17 protein-coding genes and 1 tRNA gene are annotated in these 14,367 nt (G+C 67.8%); 10 read left to right on the plus strand and 8 right to left on the minus strand.

All coding sequences use genetic code 11. The features are described from left to right. Positions 1-33: 33 nt before the first annotated feature. Positions 34-177 carry a hypothetical protein gene (locus PT015_RS17245; RefSeq protein WP_285186057.1) on the plus strand — a complete coding sequence of 48 codons (144 nt, stop codon included), beginning with the start codon at positions 34-36 and terminating at the stop codon, positions 175-177. Here PT015_RS17245 and PT015_RS17250 read toward each other — a convergent pair whose 3' ends face one another. The 6 genes from PT015_RS17250 to PT015_RS17275 are packed head-to-tail and all read right to left on the minus strand — an operon-like array spanning position 178 to position 3,988. Next, the gene (locus PT015_RS17250) at positions 178-492 is read right to left on the minus strand and encodes a DUF2694 family protein (protein ID WP_285186058.1); all 315 of its coding nucleotides are present in this window, start codon (positions 490-492) and stop codon (positions 178-180) included. After that, entirely contained in the window at positions 489-806 is a 318-nt protein-coding gene (locus PT015_RS17255) for an ESX-1 secretion-associated protein (protein WP_285186059.1), read from the minus strand. The genes PT015_RS17250 and PT015_RS17255 overlap by 4 nt, the downstream gene beginning before the upstream one ends. A 42-nt stretch (positions 807-848) precedes the next feature. After that, a complete protein-coding gene (locus PT015_RS17260; protein WP_285186060.1) occupies positions 849-1,985 on the minus strand; it encodes a DUF4226 domain-containing protein in 1,137 nt (378 codons plus the stop codon). A 37-nt stretch (positions 1,986-2,022) separates the two neighbouring features. Beyond that, the gene (locus tag PT015_RS17265; protein ID WP_285186061.1) at positions 2,023-2,412 is read right to left on the minus strand and encodes a DUF4226 domain-containing protein; all 390 of its coding nucleotides are present in this window, start codon (positions 2,410-2,412) and stop codon (positions 2,023-2,025) included. Between the two features lie 5 nt (positions 2,413-2,417). After that, a complete protein-coding gene (locus PT015_RS17270; RefSeq protein ID WP_285186062.1) occupies positions 2,418-3,236 on the minus strand; it encodes a C40 family peptidase in 819 nt (272 codons plus the stop codon). Then, positions 3,233-3,988, minus strand: a complete 756-nt coding sequence (locus PT015_RS17275) for a helix-turn-helix domain-containing protein (protein ID WP_285186063.1) — start codon at positions 3,986-3,988, stop codon at positions 3,233-3,235. The genes PT015_RS17270 and PT015_RS17275 overlap by 4 nt, the downstream gene beginning before the upstream one ends. Positions 3,989-4,131: 143 nt before the next feature. Here PT015_RS17275 and PT015_RS17280 point away from each other — a divergent pair, with 143 nt between their 5' ends. The 3 genes from PT015_RS17280 to PT015_RS17290 all read left to right on the plus strand — a co-directional run bounded on the left by PT015_RS17280 (position 4,132) and on the right by PT015_RS17290 (position 6,348). After that, the gene (locus tag PT015_RS17280; RefSeq protein WP_285186064.1) at positions 4,132-4,548 is read left to right on the plus strand and encodes a WhiB family transcriptional regulator; all 417 of its coding nucleotides are present in this window, start codon (positions 4,132-4,134) and stop codon (positions 4,546-4,548) included. A gap of 78 nt (positions 4,549-4,626) precedes the next feature. Continuing rightward, positions 4,627-6,009, plus strand: a complete 1,383-nt coding sequence (locus PT015_RS17285; protein WP_285186065.1) for an acyl-CoA dehydrogenase family protein — start codon at positions 4,627-4,629, stop codon at positions 6,007-6,009. A gap of 6 nt (positions 6,010-6,015) precedes the next feature. Then, on the plus strand, positions 6,016-6,348 hold the full coding sequence (locus tag PT015_RS17290) for a GNAT family N-acetyltransferase (protein ID WP_285186066.1): 333 nt from the start codon (positions 6,016-6,018) through the stop codon (positions 6,346-6,348). Position 6,349: 1 nt separating this feature from the next. Here PT015_RS17290 and PT015_RS17295 read toward each other — a convergent pair whose 3' ends face one another. Next, entirely contained in the window at positions 6,350-7,231 is an 882-nt protein-coding gene (locus PT015_RS17295) for a TIGR03854 family LLM class F420-dependent oxidoreductase (RefSeq protein ID WP_285186067.1), read from the minus strand. A 267-nt stretch (positions 7,232-7,498) separates the two neighbouring features. On the opposite strand from PT015_RS17295, the gene fadD32 reads away from it, so the two are divergent. The 4 genes from fadD32 to PT015_RS17315 all read left to right on the plus strand — a co-directional run bounded on the left by fadD32 (position 7,499) and on the right by PT015_RS17315 (position 11,739). Then, on the plus strand, positions 7,499-9,367 hold the full coding sequence (gene fadD32, locus PT015_RS17300) for a long-chain-fatty-acid--AMP ligase FadD32 (RefSeq protein ID WP_285186069.1): 1,869 nt from the start codon (positions 7,499-7,501) through the stop codon (positions 9,365-9,367). A 62-nt stretch (positions 9,368-9,429) separates the two neighbouring features. Further along, the gene (locus tag PT015_RS17305) at positions 9,430-9,765 is read left to right on the plus strand and encodes a WXG100 family type VII secretion target (protein WP_285186070.1); all 336 of its coding nucleotides are present in this window, start codon (positions 9,430-9,432) and stop codon (positions 9,763-9,765) included. Between the two features lie 5 nt (positions 9,766-9,770). Continuing rightward, a complete protein-coding gene (locus PT015_RS17310; RefSeq protein WP_285186072.1) occupies positions 9,771-11,417 on the plus strand; it encodes a hypothetical protein in 1,647 nt (548 codons plus the stop codon). Positions 11,418-11,469: 52 nt separating this feature from the next. Beyond that, positions 11,470-11,739, plus strand: a complete 270-nt coding sequence (locus PT015_RS17315; protein WP_285186073.1) for a hypothetical protein — start codon at positions 11,470-11,472, stop codon at positions 11,737-11,739. A gap of 236 nt (positions 11,740-11,975) precedes the next feature. Here PT015_RS17315 and PT015_RS17320 read toward each other — a convergent pair. Then, positions 11,976-12,058: transfer RNA gene (locus tag PT015_RS17320), tRNA-Leu, on the minus strand. 204 nt (positions 12,059-12,262) lie between these two features. Between PT015_RS17320 and PT015_RS17325 the strand changes: the two genes are divergently transcribed. After that, positions 12,263-13,777, plus strand: a complete 1,515-nt coding sequence (locus tag PT015_RS17325; RefSeq protein ID WP_285186074.1) for a DUF3662 and FHA domain-containing protein — start codon at positions 12,263-12,265, stop codon at positions 13,775-13,777. A gap of 112 nt (positions 13,778-13,889) precedes the next feature. Continuing rightward, positions 13,890-14,357 carry an FHA domain-containing protein FhaB/FipA gene (locus PT015_RS17330; RefSeq protein WP_285186075.1) on the plus strand — a complete coding sequence of 156 codons (468 nt, stop codon included), beginning with the start codon at positions 13,890-13,892 and terminating at the stop codon, positions 14,355-14,357. Positions 14,358-14,367: the final 10 nt, after the last annotated feature.

Here is a 14,367-nt window from a genome sequence, read left to right on the forward strand (position 1 = left end):
GTGCGAATAACGGTGTCTGAGTAGCGTGAACGCATGGCTGATACAGGGCTTCAGCAGCAGTTGAATGAGGTGCGCGCGCTACTGAGCCAGGCGCGAGAGTTGTTCGGCGCCAACCCCGTCGAGCCGCCCGCTGATATTGCCCCGGAGCGCGACGCGGTCCAGACCTGGGTTCGCTAGTTAGCGGTCCGTTTCGTCGCGGCGCGGTAGCTCGTGGGCGACCAATCTTTCGATCGCCACGTCAAGATCATCGGCGGTAGGAACCTCGGCGGACGGGGTGTATCCCGCGGCGACAATCTCACCCCGAACCTCCATTACCGCCTTGAGATACGAGACATCGGCGGTCAGCAGAATGCCCTCGGTCAGGCTGTCCGCATCGGTGTGCATCGCGGCTTCGGTCAGCGTCACACTGTGCATGTATCCGCCGCGGCATGAGCGGACCAGAATGTGCCCGCTTGGATGAACGGTGTCGAACGCGGGATCGGCCTCGGTCATCGACCGTCGTCGGAGATGCGCTCAATTTGTTGGGCGGCTGCCGCGTCGTGCTCTTCCCACATGCCGGCCGATTTTGTCAGGTCGTCCGCGATCTGCGCGTGATTGTCGGCCTGTTGCTCGTAGCAGAGCCGGCGCTGCTCGAGCAGCTCCCGGCCGGCTTCGCGGAGGTCACCAAAGATCGGGCCGAGCGAGTCCAGGCTCTGCTGAATGGCCTCGTGCGACGACGGGAGCGCGCGCAGGTACTCCGACGTCTCTTGGTGATGGCCGGCCGCCTGCCGCAAATGCGCCGGCACCACATGGATTCGGTCTGCCATCCGCTCTCTCCTTCTGACGTTCCGGCGCGGGCCGGGCTGCTTCTACGCTGTCTCGGGTCTGTCGACGGTTGCCGGCCTGGTGGGCGCGGGTGGATCGGTAGCGGCCGGCGCGGACGCGTTGACCGGCACCGGCGGGTGCTCCCAGCCTAGGAACGTCGGGCCGCTGACGGTAGAAGTGTGCTGAATCTGCCCGTTGACCAGCGCCCGGCTCTCGCCGAGGGCGAGCGCGTGCCGGTCGGTGAATATGCCGACGTCGCCGGGCACCAACCGCGCCGGGTCCAGCGGCTCGCCGACCGGAGTGCCGGGGGCGGGAATGGTGATGCCCTCGTGGCGGAAGGCGTCGGCGATCGGGGTTCCGGCCGCGGCGGCTTCGATGACCGCGGCAAGCTGCGGGGACGCGGCGGTCAACGTCTCGCCGTTGGGCAGCGTCACGGTGGTCGGTCCGGATGCGGGTTCATCCGGCTTGGACTCGTGGCCCTCGTCGTCGGAGACGAGTTGGTTGTCGGGCTCCTCGGCATCGAACGCCGCGTCATCGAGGGTGGCAGGCTCTTCGGGCAGGGCGGACGGCAGCGGAAGCCCACCGGGAAGTCCGAAGCCGCCCCCACTCGGCACCCCTCCCCCACCGAACGACGGCATGCTGGGCATCCCGGCCGGCACCGGCGCGGACGCCGGCGCTCCGGGGGCCTCCTCGGGCGGCATGCCGTAGTCGTCGTCGGGGAACTCGTCCGTCAGTGAATCCGGCGCAAAATTCGGTGGGGCCGTGTGGCTTTCGGTGGAGCTCGACTTGGCCGCGGGCTCGGCGTCGGGCTGGGAAGAGTTGTACAGCGACGTCCAGGCCGCCATCAGCGCCGAGTTCGACACGTCGTCGAGGCTTGCCCCGGCAACGACGGCCTGGATGTCACGCAGCTTGCCGATCAGGTAGCGCTGGAAGTCGCGCGCACCTGCGGGGGTGTCCAGATCCGACCGCGCCGCGACGGCGCCCTCGATGTCGCGCTGCAGGGCGTCCAGGGCTTCCCTACTGGCGGCGGCCTTCTGATGCGCGTTCAGCACCGCGGTCACGACTTGCAGATCGACCTGTGCTGTCGACGAATTCTGATGTGCCAGAGCGATTTCCGCGCTCCGAATGGCCTCGGCCGCGGCGCCTTCTTGATGGTCGGCGGAGGACGCATCGTCGGGCATGGTGGGGACAGTAGCCACGGCCGTCGGCGCCGACAATTCAGTCCTGTGCAGGAGCGGTGTAGTGCTCACGCAACCCGTCCAATTTCGCGGCGGCCGCGCCGGCGAGGTCGCGCGCGTGTGCCACCACCGCACCGATCTCGTGCTGCTTGGTGAGCAGGAACTTCTGGAACTCCCGCGCACCCATCGCCGTATCGAGCGCAAGGGCGGCCTGGTTGGCGACGGCGCCGTCGATGTCGGCGGCAATGGCGTCGAGGCGCTGGGTCGCCTCGACAGTTGCCGCGTGGGCGGCGGCGAGCGCTTCGGTGAGAGCCCGGTCGGCATCGGATGACGCCGCGTGGCGTGCCGACAGCGCCGCCTGACCGGCCTCGCTCGCCTCGATCGAGCCGCCGGCCTGTCCGGCCGCTCCCTGTCCCTGCGCGTCGGCCATCGTCGCTACCCCACCGGTCGCCGGATCTGCACCCCGGTGCCGAGCGGGCTGATGCGCACGGTCGCACCGGGTTCGGGCGCCTCGATGACGAGGTTGTTGCCGATCGCCAATTGGACGTGATCCGCCGTCGGGAAGACCAGATCGCCAGGGCGGACCTGTGCGCGCGGAATCGGGATACCGTCGTAGATCTGCTGATATGTGGTGCGGTCCAAGTGAATTCCGGCCTTCGCGTAGGACCACTGGGTCAACCCGGAACAGTCGAACTGATCGGGGCCGGTCGCTCCCCAGACGTAGGGACGGCCCAGCCGCGACAGCGCGGCCCGCACCGCGATCCCCGCTCGGCTGCTGGGCGGCGGCAGGCGTAGGCCGTGGTGGCGCACCCGATAGCGGACTGGCCGCCACCGCGAGCGGTGCCTACGCGATCGGCGACGGGCCGCCAGCACATGGGCGTGCTGAGCGCGCAGCCGCGCGGTCCGGCGGCGCATCGCCTCACGCTGTGCGAGGGGGGTATCCGGCACCGCGTTGTCGGCCCGCGCCTCGTCGAGCACGGCTCTAGTCAGCGCCTGCGCGGCCGCGTGGTCCCGGCGCGCTGCATGGGCGGTGGCGGCCACCTCGGCGTCGACGCTCGCGGCCGCCCGCAGGTCGTCCCGGCTGCGGTCGACCACCGCGCGGTAATATGCCTGTCCCCCAGCGCTATTCAGGTCCGCAGCCCGAGCCAGCAGTCGATCGTAGGGTGCCAGCCGCGCGTCGAACGATGCCTCCCGGGTGTTCCCCGCGAACAGTTCGTGAGCGTGGCGCAGTGCCGCCACGTCATCTCCGGTCACTGCTGCTCTCCCTCGGTCGACTCGGTGAATGCCCGGACCCGGGGGAGAGCGCCCGGCGGGATGACTCCTCTGTTGCGGATGTCCCACAACTCTGCGCCGGTGACCCCGAGCATTCCCGCGATCACGGCGTCGGGGAGGGCCGAGCGCACGCAGGCCCGGTCGAGTCGCGCGCTCAGGCTCGCCGGCACGCGCTCCAGGAGGTCGCCGCGGGCGCTTTCCAGCTGCTCGAGATGCTGCATGAGTCGACCGGCGGACTCGGCATCGGCACCGGCCGCGAGGCGCCAGGAGTCGGCTGCCAGCATCTCGGCCCGCACGCACTGTTCGATCACAGAAAGAATATACGACTCATATTCGTTTGATGTATTCGCCGGCGCTCGCTCGATCGCCGATTTGATGGCATCGAGCTGTGCTTCGGAGGATCGCTCCAGCACCGCGGTGTCGGTGTTGTGCCGTACTACGACGACCGGTCCATCGGACCTTACCGGGATCGGTTCGGCCGGCCGCGGCGCGGTCAGGCGCTCGAGTTCGGCGGCGGAATCGGCCGCCACGACGAGCCGCGAGTAGGTGCCGGTCGGCAGGCCCAGACCGTTTTCCACCTTTTGAACTGTGCCTTTGTGCGGCTTGCGCGCGCCCCGCTCGAGATAGCTCAGGCCCATGATGCTGACGCCGGTGACCGAGGCGAAGTCGGCGAGGGACCAGTTGCGCGACTCGCGAAGCTCTCGAATCGCTGCGCCCGCCGATTCACGGCTCATCGCAGCGTTCCGGCCATATCCGGATATTACACAGCGCGACCGAACCGCCTCGGCATATATGTTTTTGTCTCGCTTCCCTTGCGGACGCGGGTCTGGTGTGTATATGTTTCTGTATACGTTTTAGAACCGAAGGAGGCGGACCAATGGGTCACCCGTGCTCAGTCAACCCGGAGATGTGGTTCGGCTACGCCGACGACGATGGCGGCGACGGTGCCGCCAAGGCTCGTGCCTATGAACAGTCGGCCACCGAGGCGCGGTTGCTGTGCCTCCGCCGGTGCCCGCTGGCTCAGCAGCGTCTGTGCGCCCGCTACGCCGTCGAGAACCGCGAAGAGTATGGCGTGTGGGCCGGGGTGAAATTGCCCGGCGGCCAGTACCGCAAGCGCGAGCAGCTCGCCGAGGCGCACGCCACTCTGCGCAAGATCGCCGCGGGGGAGATCAGCCCGCGACAGTTGGCCGACAATGCCACACTGCTCGCGCGGCGCGAGAACGATGCCGCTCCGGTCACCGCCACGGTGTTCCACCTGCCCATGCGCGAGGTCGGGCCGCGCTCCGCGGCGTGAACACTTGTCTACCCAACGGGGTTGAACGCGTCGCCGCGGGGGTAATAGAGGGTCAACCGACACGGAGGACCTCCCTTTATGACCTTCGACCTGACGCCGACCGGTGCGCAACACGACCTGGCCAAGCGCGCCCATGAGTTCGCCGAGAACGTCATCCGGCCGGTCGCGCTGGACTACGACCAGAAGCAGGAGTTCCCGTGGCCGGTACTCGAGGAGGCCGCGCAGGCCGGCTTCTACAGCCCGCTGTTCTATCGCGACCTGATCGGCGATCCCAGCGGGCTGTCGCTGCCGATGTTCATGGAGGAACTGTTCTGGGGTTGCGCCGGAATAGGTTTGGCGATCGTCATGCCGGCGCTGGCGCTGTCGGCGATCGGCCAGGCCGCCTCCCCCGAGCAGATGCTGGAGTGGGCGCCCCAATGTTTCGGCTCCCCAGGCGATCTCAAGCTCGCGGCATTGGCGATCTCCGAACCCGAGGGCGGCAGCGACGTCCGCAACCTACGCACCACGGCCAAGCGTGACGGCGATGACTGGATTCTCGACGGCCACAAGATGTGGATCGGCAATGGCGGCATCGCCGACGTCCATGTGGTCAACGCCGTCGTCGACGAGGAACTCGGCCACCGCGGCCAGGCCTTGTTCATCGTGCCGGGCGGCACACCCGGCCTGGAGTTGGTGCGCAAGCTCGACAAGCTGGGCTGCCGGGCGTCGCATACCGCCGAGCTGAAATTCAACGGCGTCCGGGTTCCCGGGGCCAATCTGCTCGGCGGCGAGGAGAAGCTCGAGCACAAGCTGGCCAAGGCCCGTGAGGTGGTGGCTGGCGGAAAGCGTTCCGGCTCAGCCACATTGGGGACGTTCGAGCAGACCCGTCCGATGGTCGCGGCGCAGGCCATCGGCATCGCCCGGGCCGCGCTGGAATACGCGACCACCTACGCCACCCAGCGCGAGGCGTTCGGCGGGCCGATCATGGACAACCAGGGCATCGCGTTCCCGCTCGCCGAGATCGCCACCCAGATCGACGCGGCGCGACTGCTGACCTGGCGGGCCTCGTGGATGGCCGCCCAGGGCATCGCGTTCGAGCGCGGCGAAGGCTCGATGTCGAAGATGGCGGCTAGCGAGGTCGCGGTGCGGGCCACCGAGCGAGCCATCCAGACGCTCGGCGGCTGGGGCTACATCAACGACCACCCCGTCGAAAAGTGGTATCGAGATGCCAAGCTCTACACCATCTTTGAGGGCACCAGCGAAATCCAGCGCATCGTCATCTCCACAGCTCTCGGCCACAACGAGGGAGCCCCGCCGCTGCACGTCGACCTCGAACCGACCGGTGGGCCGCTCAATCGCGCGTTCGGCCGAGGGACGCCGTTGCGGGGCCGGGTCGCCGACGCCGCGCTGTCGGTCAAGGACCGGGTGCCCGGACCGGTGATGCGGTTGGCGATGCAGGTAATCCGACCGCCGCGGAAATGAGGACTCATGCCCACCGATAAGACCGGCGCCGAGGCCACCGTGAGCGCGACCGACGGGAAATACACGATCGCCGTTGACGGCCGGACCGTCGGCCTCGAAGCCGTCGCCGACCGCGGCGAGCAGCGCGTTTTCTACCACACGGAGATCGACGAAGAGTTCGGCGGACGCGGCCTGGCGACGATTCTCATCGGCGAAGCGCTCGCCGCGACCCGCGCCGAGGGCAAGCGCGTCGTGCCGGTCTGCCCGACGGTAGGCGAGTACATCAAGAAGCATGCCGAGTTCAGCGACATCACCGACGAGCCCACTCCGGCGATCATCCGCTGGGTCGAGTCGCTCTGACTCAGTTCTCCCGGCCGGCCAATTCTGCGACGAACTGGTCTATGAATTCTTCGCTGGGTCCGGAATGTGCTTGGCGGATAACGAATTTGGTCAAACCCGCCTCGATGTAGCCGTCCAGCTGCCGATGGAGCTCGTCCCAGTTGGCGGCGACCAGATCCGCGGGGTCGACGTCGGGGCGGCGGCGGCGCACCGCGGCGGCCAATTCTGCCGGCAGCTCACCGTCGGCCACCGCCAGCGAGATGCCGAAGTGGTCGGGTTCGATCTCGCGACCCGCATCCGCGGCGGCGCGTTGGATCGCCTCGCGTCCGGCGCCGGCCTCGGCGGGAGTCAAGAAGCTACCCAGCCAGCCATCCGCCAGTCGGCCGATCCGCCGGAATGCCGCCGGGGCCGAACCGCCCAGCCAGATGTCCAAAGGGGGATTGGGTCGCGGGGCGACCGCGGCCGCCGTGACAGAGAAGTACCGCCCGTGATAGTCGGCGGAGTCCTCGGCGAGCGCCGCGCGCAGCAACTCCAGCGCCTCGTCGAACACCGCGCCGCGTTTGCCTTCGGGCACCGGAAACAGTTCGCGCTCGGCGGGGATGGCGGACTGCAGCCCGAAGACCGGCAGCACCCGCTTGGGTGCGAGCGCGGCCAGCGACGCCAACTGCTTGGCCACCAGCACCGGCTGCCGGCCCGGCAGCACCGCCACCGAGGTGCCGACCTTCAACGTCGTCGTGCGTGCCAGCGCGTAGGCCATGCCGACCATCGGGTCGACGGCGGGGGAGTAGACCAGTTCGGAGAACCACAGCGAATCCACCCCGCTGGCCTCCAGGTGATCGACGATCGTCCCGAGCTGATCGTGCGGCGAGTTGATGCCGAGGCTGATCCCGAACCGGACCTTCACCCGCGTCCCCCTTCGTCCTGACCTGCCTGTCGCAACGCGACATGCCGGCCCAGTCTTCCTGGTCAATTCTGTGAAGGTCCCTGAGAAGGGGCGTCGCGGGCCGGGTCTGCCGGCCAGTGTGGGACGGTAGCGGGTAGATCACGGGCGAACTCGAGTCTTTTCCCACGTGGCGAGCACAGCGTCCTTCTGTCAGGGCTGCTGGTCGGTTGTCGATAGCCGGCGACGAGAAACCGGTTGAACACGCACGCGCGCCAAAGGAGAACTGCCATGCCAGTGCCGAACCCGTTCGTGGACGCCAAGACGGGGCGGATCACGTTCCCGGACAACGGCAGTCTGGTCCGTCACGTCGAGCGGTGGGCCAAGATGCGCGGCGACCGGCTGGCATACCGCTACCTCGACTTCTCCACCGAGCGCGACGGCGTGTACATCGACCTGCCCTGGTCGCGGTTCAGCGCGCGCAACCGCGCCGTTGGTGCCCGCCTGCAACAGGTCACCAAGCCGGGCGACCGCGTCGCCATCCTCGCCCCGCAAGGCCTGGACTATCTGGTGGCGTTCTACGGCGCGCTCTACGCCGGGGTCATCGCGGTTCCGCTGTTCGATCCCGCGGAACCCGGGCACACCGGCCGCCTGCACTCGGTGCTCGGCGACTGCGCACCGTCGGCCATCCTGACGACCGCCGATTCCGCGGACGGTGTCCGCAAGTTCTTCCGTCAGCACCGGCCCGCCGGCGAGCGGCCCCGGGTCATCGCCGTCGACGCCGTCCCCGACGAAGTCGCCGACACCTGGCAACCCGTGCCGGTGGAACACGACTCCATCGCCTATCTGCAGTACACCTCCGGGTCGACCCGGGCCCCGGCCGGTGTGAAGATCACCCACCGCGCGGTGGCCACCAACCTGGCGCAGCTCATCTCCGCCCTCCAGTGCGAGGAGGGCCAGCGCGGCGTCATGTGGCTGCCGCTGTTTCACGACATGGGCCTGGTCACCGCGATGGTCCCGTCGGTCGTCGGGCACTGCATCACGATCATGAGCCCGACGGCCTTCGTGCGCCGGCCGCTGCGCTGGATCAAGGAGCTCGCGGTGCAACCGGACGACGACGGGCCGACCTTCTCCGCGGCGCCGAACTTCGCCTTCGAGCACGCCGCGCTGCGAGGCCTGCCGAAGGACGGCGACCCCGAGCTCGACCTGAGCAATGTCTTCGCGCTGCTCAACGGCAGCGAGCCGGTGTCGACCGCGTCGATGCGCAAGTTCAACGAGGCGTTCGCGCCCTACGGCCTGCCCGCCACCGCGATCAAGCCGTCCTACGGCATGGCCGAGGCGACGCTGTTCGTCTCGACCACCGACATGAAGCAGGTGGCCAAGACCATCTATGTAGACCGCGAGGAGCTGGGCCAGGACCGCTTCCGCACCGTCGCCAAAGACGCCGCCTCGGCGGTTGCCCAGGTGTCGAGCGGCGCCGTCGCGATCGACCAGTGGGCCGCCATCGTCGACTCCGACGCCGGCGCTGAGCAGCCCGACGGGCATATCGGCGAAATCTGGTTGCACGGCAACAACATTGGCGCGGGCTACTGGGGCAACGAACGCGACAGCGAACAGACCTTCGACAACCGTCTGGCAGTACGGATCGCGGGGTCGCACGCCGAGGGTGTGCCGGACGACGCCCGGTGGTTGCGCACCGGCGATTACGGCACCTACTTCGAGGGCGACCTCTACGTCACCGGTCGGGTCAAAGACATGGTGATCATCGACGGCCGCAACCACTACCCGCAGGACCTGGAGTACACCGCGCAGGAAACCAGCGCTGCGCTGCGCGCGGGCTACGTGGCTGCTTTCTCGGTGCCGGCCAACCAGCTGCCGGACGCGGGAGACGTCGACGACTCCGCCGAGCAGTTGGTGATCGTCGGCGAGCGCACCCCGGGCGCACACAAAACCGATATCGATGCGGTCATCGACGCCATCCGCGCGGCGATTGCGGTGCGCCACGGCGTGACCGCGCGCGACGTGTTGCTGGTGCCGGCGGGTGCGATACCGCGGACGTCCAGCGGCAAGGTCGGCCATGCCGCCTGCCGGGCGGCCTATCTCGACGGCAGCCTGCGCGGCGGGCGGGGACCGGATCCGGCCGCATCAATCCCTGGGTGACTTGCGGCGGGCCTCGGCGTCGGATATTCCATAGTCAGCGCTTCTTCTGCGAGGTGGTGGTCATGGCAGCCAACAACGGGCCCAGGGTTGATCTGGAGGCGTTGGCGTCCTCGGCTGCGCACATCACCGGGCAGGGTGAGGACTTGGCCACGGCTCATGTGTCGTCCGACGACCAGCTGGTGGCGGCCCAAGCGGGCTGGGTGGGCAGTTCGGCCACCGCATTGAACGCCAAGACGGCGGCGTGGGTGCAGACCTCGCGGCGACTGGTCACCGATGTCGGCAATCACGCCACCGATTTCCACAACGATGGCCACAGCTTCGCCGAGATGGAGCGCAGCCACGTCCAGCAGCTGCGGGCGCTGCACCCCGGCGCTGAGGGTCCCGTCGATTCGGCCTGACCCCAATGGTGTTGACGGTCGCCGACATCGAGCGGTGGAACGCCGGGGCGGTGCGTGACGTCTTCCATGTCGCCACCGCGCGAGGCACTGCCACCCTGGAGGCGTCCCGTCAGCTCGGCACGCTCTCGGTCTTCGACACCTGGGCGGGCGCGACAGCCGAGGCCAGGAAGCACACCAACGCCTCGATCCGCCAAGACCTCGACGCGCACGGCAACGAGTCTCTGGCGGTAGCCCGAGCGGCCGGCAAGGCCGCCAACGACATCGAGCACGTGCAGTCCGAACTACGGACGCTGCGCGCCGATGCCACCGCGTTGCACATGAAGATCGACGCAGCGAGCAACAAGATCGTTGCGGCGGAGGCGATGCCGCCGATGGAAGCCGAGCTCGCGCAGATGCAGCTGCAGCCCCGTCTCGACAAGATCCTGACCGACGCCAACGCGGTCGACGCCGAGTTGGCCGCTGCCATCAACATGGCCGATGGTGACGCACCCATCCCGGCTGCTGCGCCACCCTCACCAGCACCGCCCCCAGCTACCCAGCCGCAAGGCTCCCCCGGCCAAGCCGGCCCAGGCGGACCCGATCCGACCGCCCCGCGCTACACCACGTCCCCGCTGACCGATCCGATCGTGGCCGGTGACCCATCGGTGATCGCCCGCCAAGCCGACAAGGTCGCCCAAGCGCGTCGCGCCCTCGACGACGCACAAGCCAAACTCGACGCCGCCGCCAAACAGGCTGTGACCCAAGGGCCCGGCTCCGGGCCCGGCCGCGATGTCACCGACCCACTCAGCCAAGCGGTCTTCGATGCCCGCCGCACCCTGACCCAGCAGACCGAAATCCTCAACAACCTCAACAAATCCGCCGCCGCGACCGGCGCGGCTCGACCCATTCCCGCTCCGCCGCTACCGCCCAACGCCGAGGTACAAGCGTTCCCACCGGGGCCCAGTGTCGCCAGCCAAGCGGCCGAGGGTCTGTCCGACGCCAGTCACGACATCAACAAGTACACCCTGGGAATCGTCCCCGACGTCGCCAAAGACATCAAAACCTTCGGCAACTGGGGCGAGGCCGGGGCCGGTGAACGCACCGAGGCGGTCCTGGATTCCGCGAGCTTGATACCAGGCGGGAAGGTGCTCGGCTGGGCCCACGACGGATTCCGCGGACTGAGCGACGTCGTCCGGCACGGCGACGACATCCCAACCCCGCACACTCACGTCGACACCCCCGACACGGCCGCGCTACACCCCGACCCACCGCTCGTCCACGAACCGGCGCCAGTACTCGACTTGACCACCGACCACGCCTTGGAACTCGGAGCCGACCCAGCGCGAGGCGGTTCGTTCGTGGCGCGTGAAGCGGAGACCGGGCTGAGAATCGAGAACGAATTGGGCGTCAATCTTTCCCGCGCCGAGGCGGGGAAACCCTACGACTTCATCGACCCGACAGGTACGACCTACGATGCGGTGGGGAATTTTTCGTCGAAATTCTTCGACCAACAGTGGAGCAATCTCCAGGCCCAAATAATTCGCCACGCTGAAATCAAGGCTGATATAGTTCCCGTGGACGTATCCCAATTCACGGTTGAACAGCAAACCCTGGTCAGACAATTCGTTCAGGGATTGAATAACCCAAACGTAATCATCATTGGAGCGCAGTGAAATGAGCGGGTTCGTTCGGTTCATCGACGGTGACTGGGCCTGGAGCTCGTCGATGACGCGCCTGCTGTTCGACTACCTGGCCGATTCGCTGCCGGAGGGCGTAGACAAGTCCGACGTGGTCGAGCTACGCGATAACAACGTTCTGATTTTGGATTTGCGTGAACCGTCTCAAGGTCTAATCGTCAAAACAATAGTCGAAGGCCTGCCGAGTTATCTCGGAAATTTGCAGCCAGACCTGCAATCGTCGGTTCAGCCGGGTTTTACGGAATTACAGCGCCTCGCATCTGCTCAGCATCGCCACAATCAAACGGCCGCAAAGTAGCGTCGATCGGCCACTCCGGTGCCGGCCACTGACTCCAGAAGCAACGGGCCACAGAGATTGCGGCCGAACGACTTCGCATTCTGCGCGAGCTGGATTGGGCCGCAGACGTTTTCGCGCTCGCCGCGACATCCGGGTGGAGAACGCGTGTTCTACACGCTCGCAGGAGTCGCCACCCAGCGCAAAAGATAAGAGCCACGGCCTCTTTCGAGATCGTGGCCCCTAGCCGCTCAATTCGGTGGGCGAAGGGGGACTTGAACCCCCACGTCCCGAAGGACACTGGCACCTGAAGCCAGCGCGTCTGCCATTCCGCCACTCGCCCTAAACAACCGGTGGAGCCTATCACTGTAGTAGCGGCCATCCCCAAATCGGAGGGGCGCCGGTATTGACCTGCCACAACGGGATTCTCAGAGTTCCGGAGGTGCCGCTGCGCTGCGCTTGGCGGATAGCATGCTGCATACGACACGCGCTGTGCGACACGCCGCAACCCGGCTCCGCGCAGCTTCAGACACGAGGACGTCAAGACATGAGCAGCCAGAGGGGGCTAGTTCAACGCATCGAGCGCAAACTCGAGGTCTCCGTCGGCGACGCCGTCGCTCGCGTGTTCGGCGGCTCGATCGTCGCGCAGGAGATCGAAGCGGCGCTGCGACGGGAGGCCGGCGAGGGAATCCGTCCCGTCGCTGGCAATCGCCTTTTGGCTCCCAACGAATACATCATTACCCTCGGTATGCACGACTACCAGAAAGTGGGCGCCGACCCGGACGTCACGTCGGACGCTTTCGCCAAGCACTTGGCGGAATACATCGGCGAACAGGGGTGGCAAACATATGGTGACGTGGTCGTCCGGTTCGAGCAGTCGGCGAACCTGCACACCGGCCAGTTCCGCACCCGCGGTGCTGTCAACCCCGATGTCGAGCCCCGGCCAAGCGCCGGCGAGCTCGCCCCGCCACAATCAGATCATGCGTTCAACGCAGAACCAGGAGTATCAGCGATGACCGACAACTACGGCGGTGGCCACGGGCAGGGTCGGCCCGGCGACGATTACTACGACGACCCCTACGCGCAGCCGCGACATGACGACCCGCATGCCGCACCCGAATCGCGCGGTGGCTACGAACAGGGTGGGTACGACCAGCGCGGCTACCCCGACCAGGGCGGCTACGGCCAGCGCGGCGGCTACCCCGAGCAGGGCGGCTACGGCGCCCCCGAGCAGCGCAGCGGCTACCCCGACCAGGGCGGCTACGGCGCCCCCGAGCAGCGCGGCGGGGGATACGGCCAGGGCGGTTACGGCCAGGGCGGCGGCTACGACCAGGGCGGCTACGGCGGCGGTCAGCGTCAGGACGCGGGCTACGGTCAGGGCGGCCAAGGCGGCCAGCACGGTTACGGCCAGCCGGCCGGCGGCGGCCAAGGCTACGACGAGTACTCGGACTACGGTCGCGGGCCGGCCCGTCACGACGAGGGCGGCTACGGCGCACCCGACCAGCGCGGCGGCTACCCCGAGCAGGGCGGCGGGTACGACCAGGGCGGCTACGGCCGCCAGGACTACGGCCAGCAGGCCGACTACGGGCGCCAGGATTACGGCCAGCAGGCCGACTACGGCCGGCAGGACTACGGCCAGTCCTACGCCGCGCCCAGTGGCGGCGGCTACGACCAGGGTGGTTACGACCAGGGCGGCCACGACTACGGCCAGCAGCAGGACGCCGGCTATGGCCAGGGCGGCTACGGCCAAGCCGGCGGCTACTCCTCGGGCGCCGGTTCGGCGGTCACGCTGCAACTCGACGACGGCAGCGGTCGCACCTACCAACTGCGGGACGGCGCCAACGTCATCGGCCGCGGCCAGGACGCCCAGTTCCGGTTGCCGGACACCGGGGTGTCACGGCGGCACTTGGAGATTCGCTGGGACGGTCACGTCGCGCTGCTCAGCGACCTCAACTCTACGAACGGCACCACCGTCAACAACGCCCCTGTCCAGGAATGGCAGCTGGCCGACGGCGACGTGATCCGGCTCGGACACTCGGAGATCGTCGTCCACATCCATTAGGCCCGCAGGTCGCGCAGCCAGCTTCACCCCGCGTCGACCACCGTCCAAGTATCGTGACGTTGCTAAATCCGGGCACGTGAGGCACGCGGCACTAGGACGGAGAGGACGCCAGATGCAGGGACTCGTACTGCAACTGACGCGCGCCGGGTTCCTGATGCTGCTGTGGCTGTTCATCTGGTCGGTCCTACGGATCCTGCGCACCGACATCTACGCGCCAACCGGGGCCGTGATGGTGCGCCGCGGGCTGACGTTGCGCGGCACGCTGTTGCCATCGCGGCAACGGGGGGGTGCGGCGCGCTATCTGGTGGTGACCGAAGGCGCCCTGTCCGGGGCGCGAATCACGTTGAGCGGCCAGCCGGTGCTGATCGGCCGGGCCGACGACTCTACGTTGGTACTCAACGACGACTATGCGTCGACGCGGCACGCGCGGCTTTCGCAGCGGGGGACAGAATGGTACGTCGAGGATCTAGGATCGACCAACGGTACATACCTTGACAGGGCGAAAGTGACGACGGCGGTACGGGTTCCCATTGGCACGCCGGTGAGTGTCGGCAAAACGGTGATCGAGTTGCGTCCGTGACGCCCGCCGA

It is taken from the genome of Candidatus Mycobacterium wuenschmannii (assembly GCF_030252325.1).
In the GTDB taxonomy this organism is placed as follows: domain Bacteria; phylum Actinomycetota; class Actinomycetes; order Mycobacteriales; family Mycobacteriaceae; genus Mycobacterium; species Mycobacterium wuenschmannii.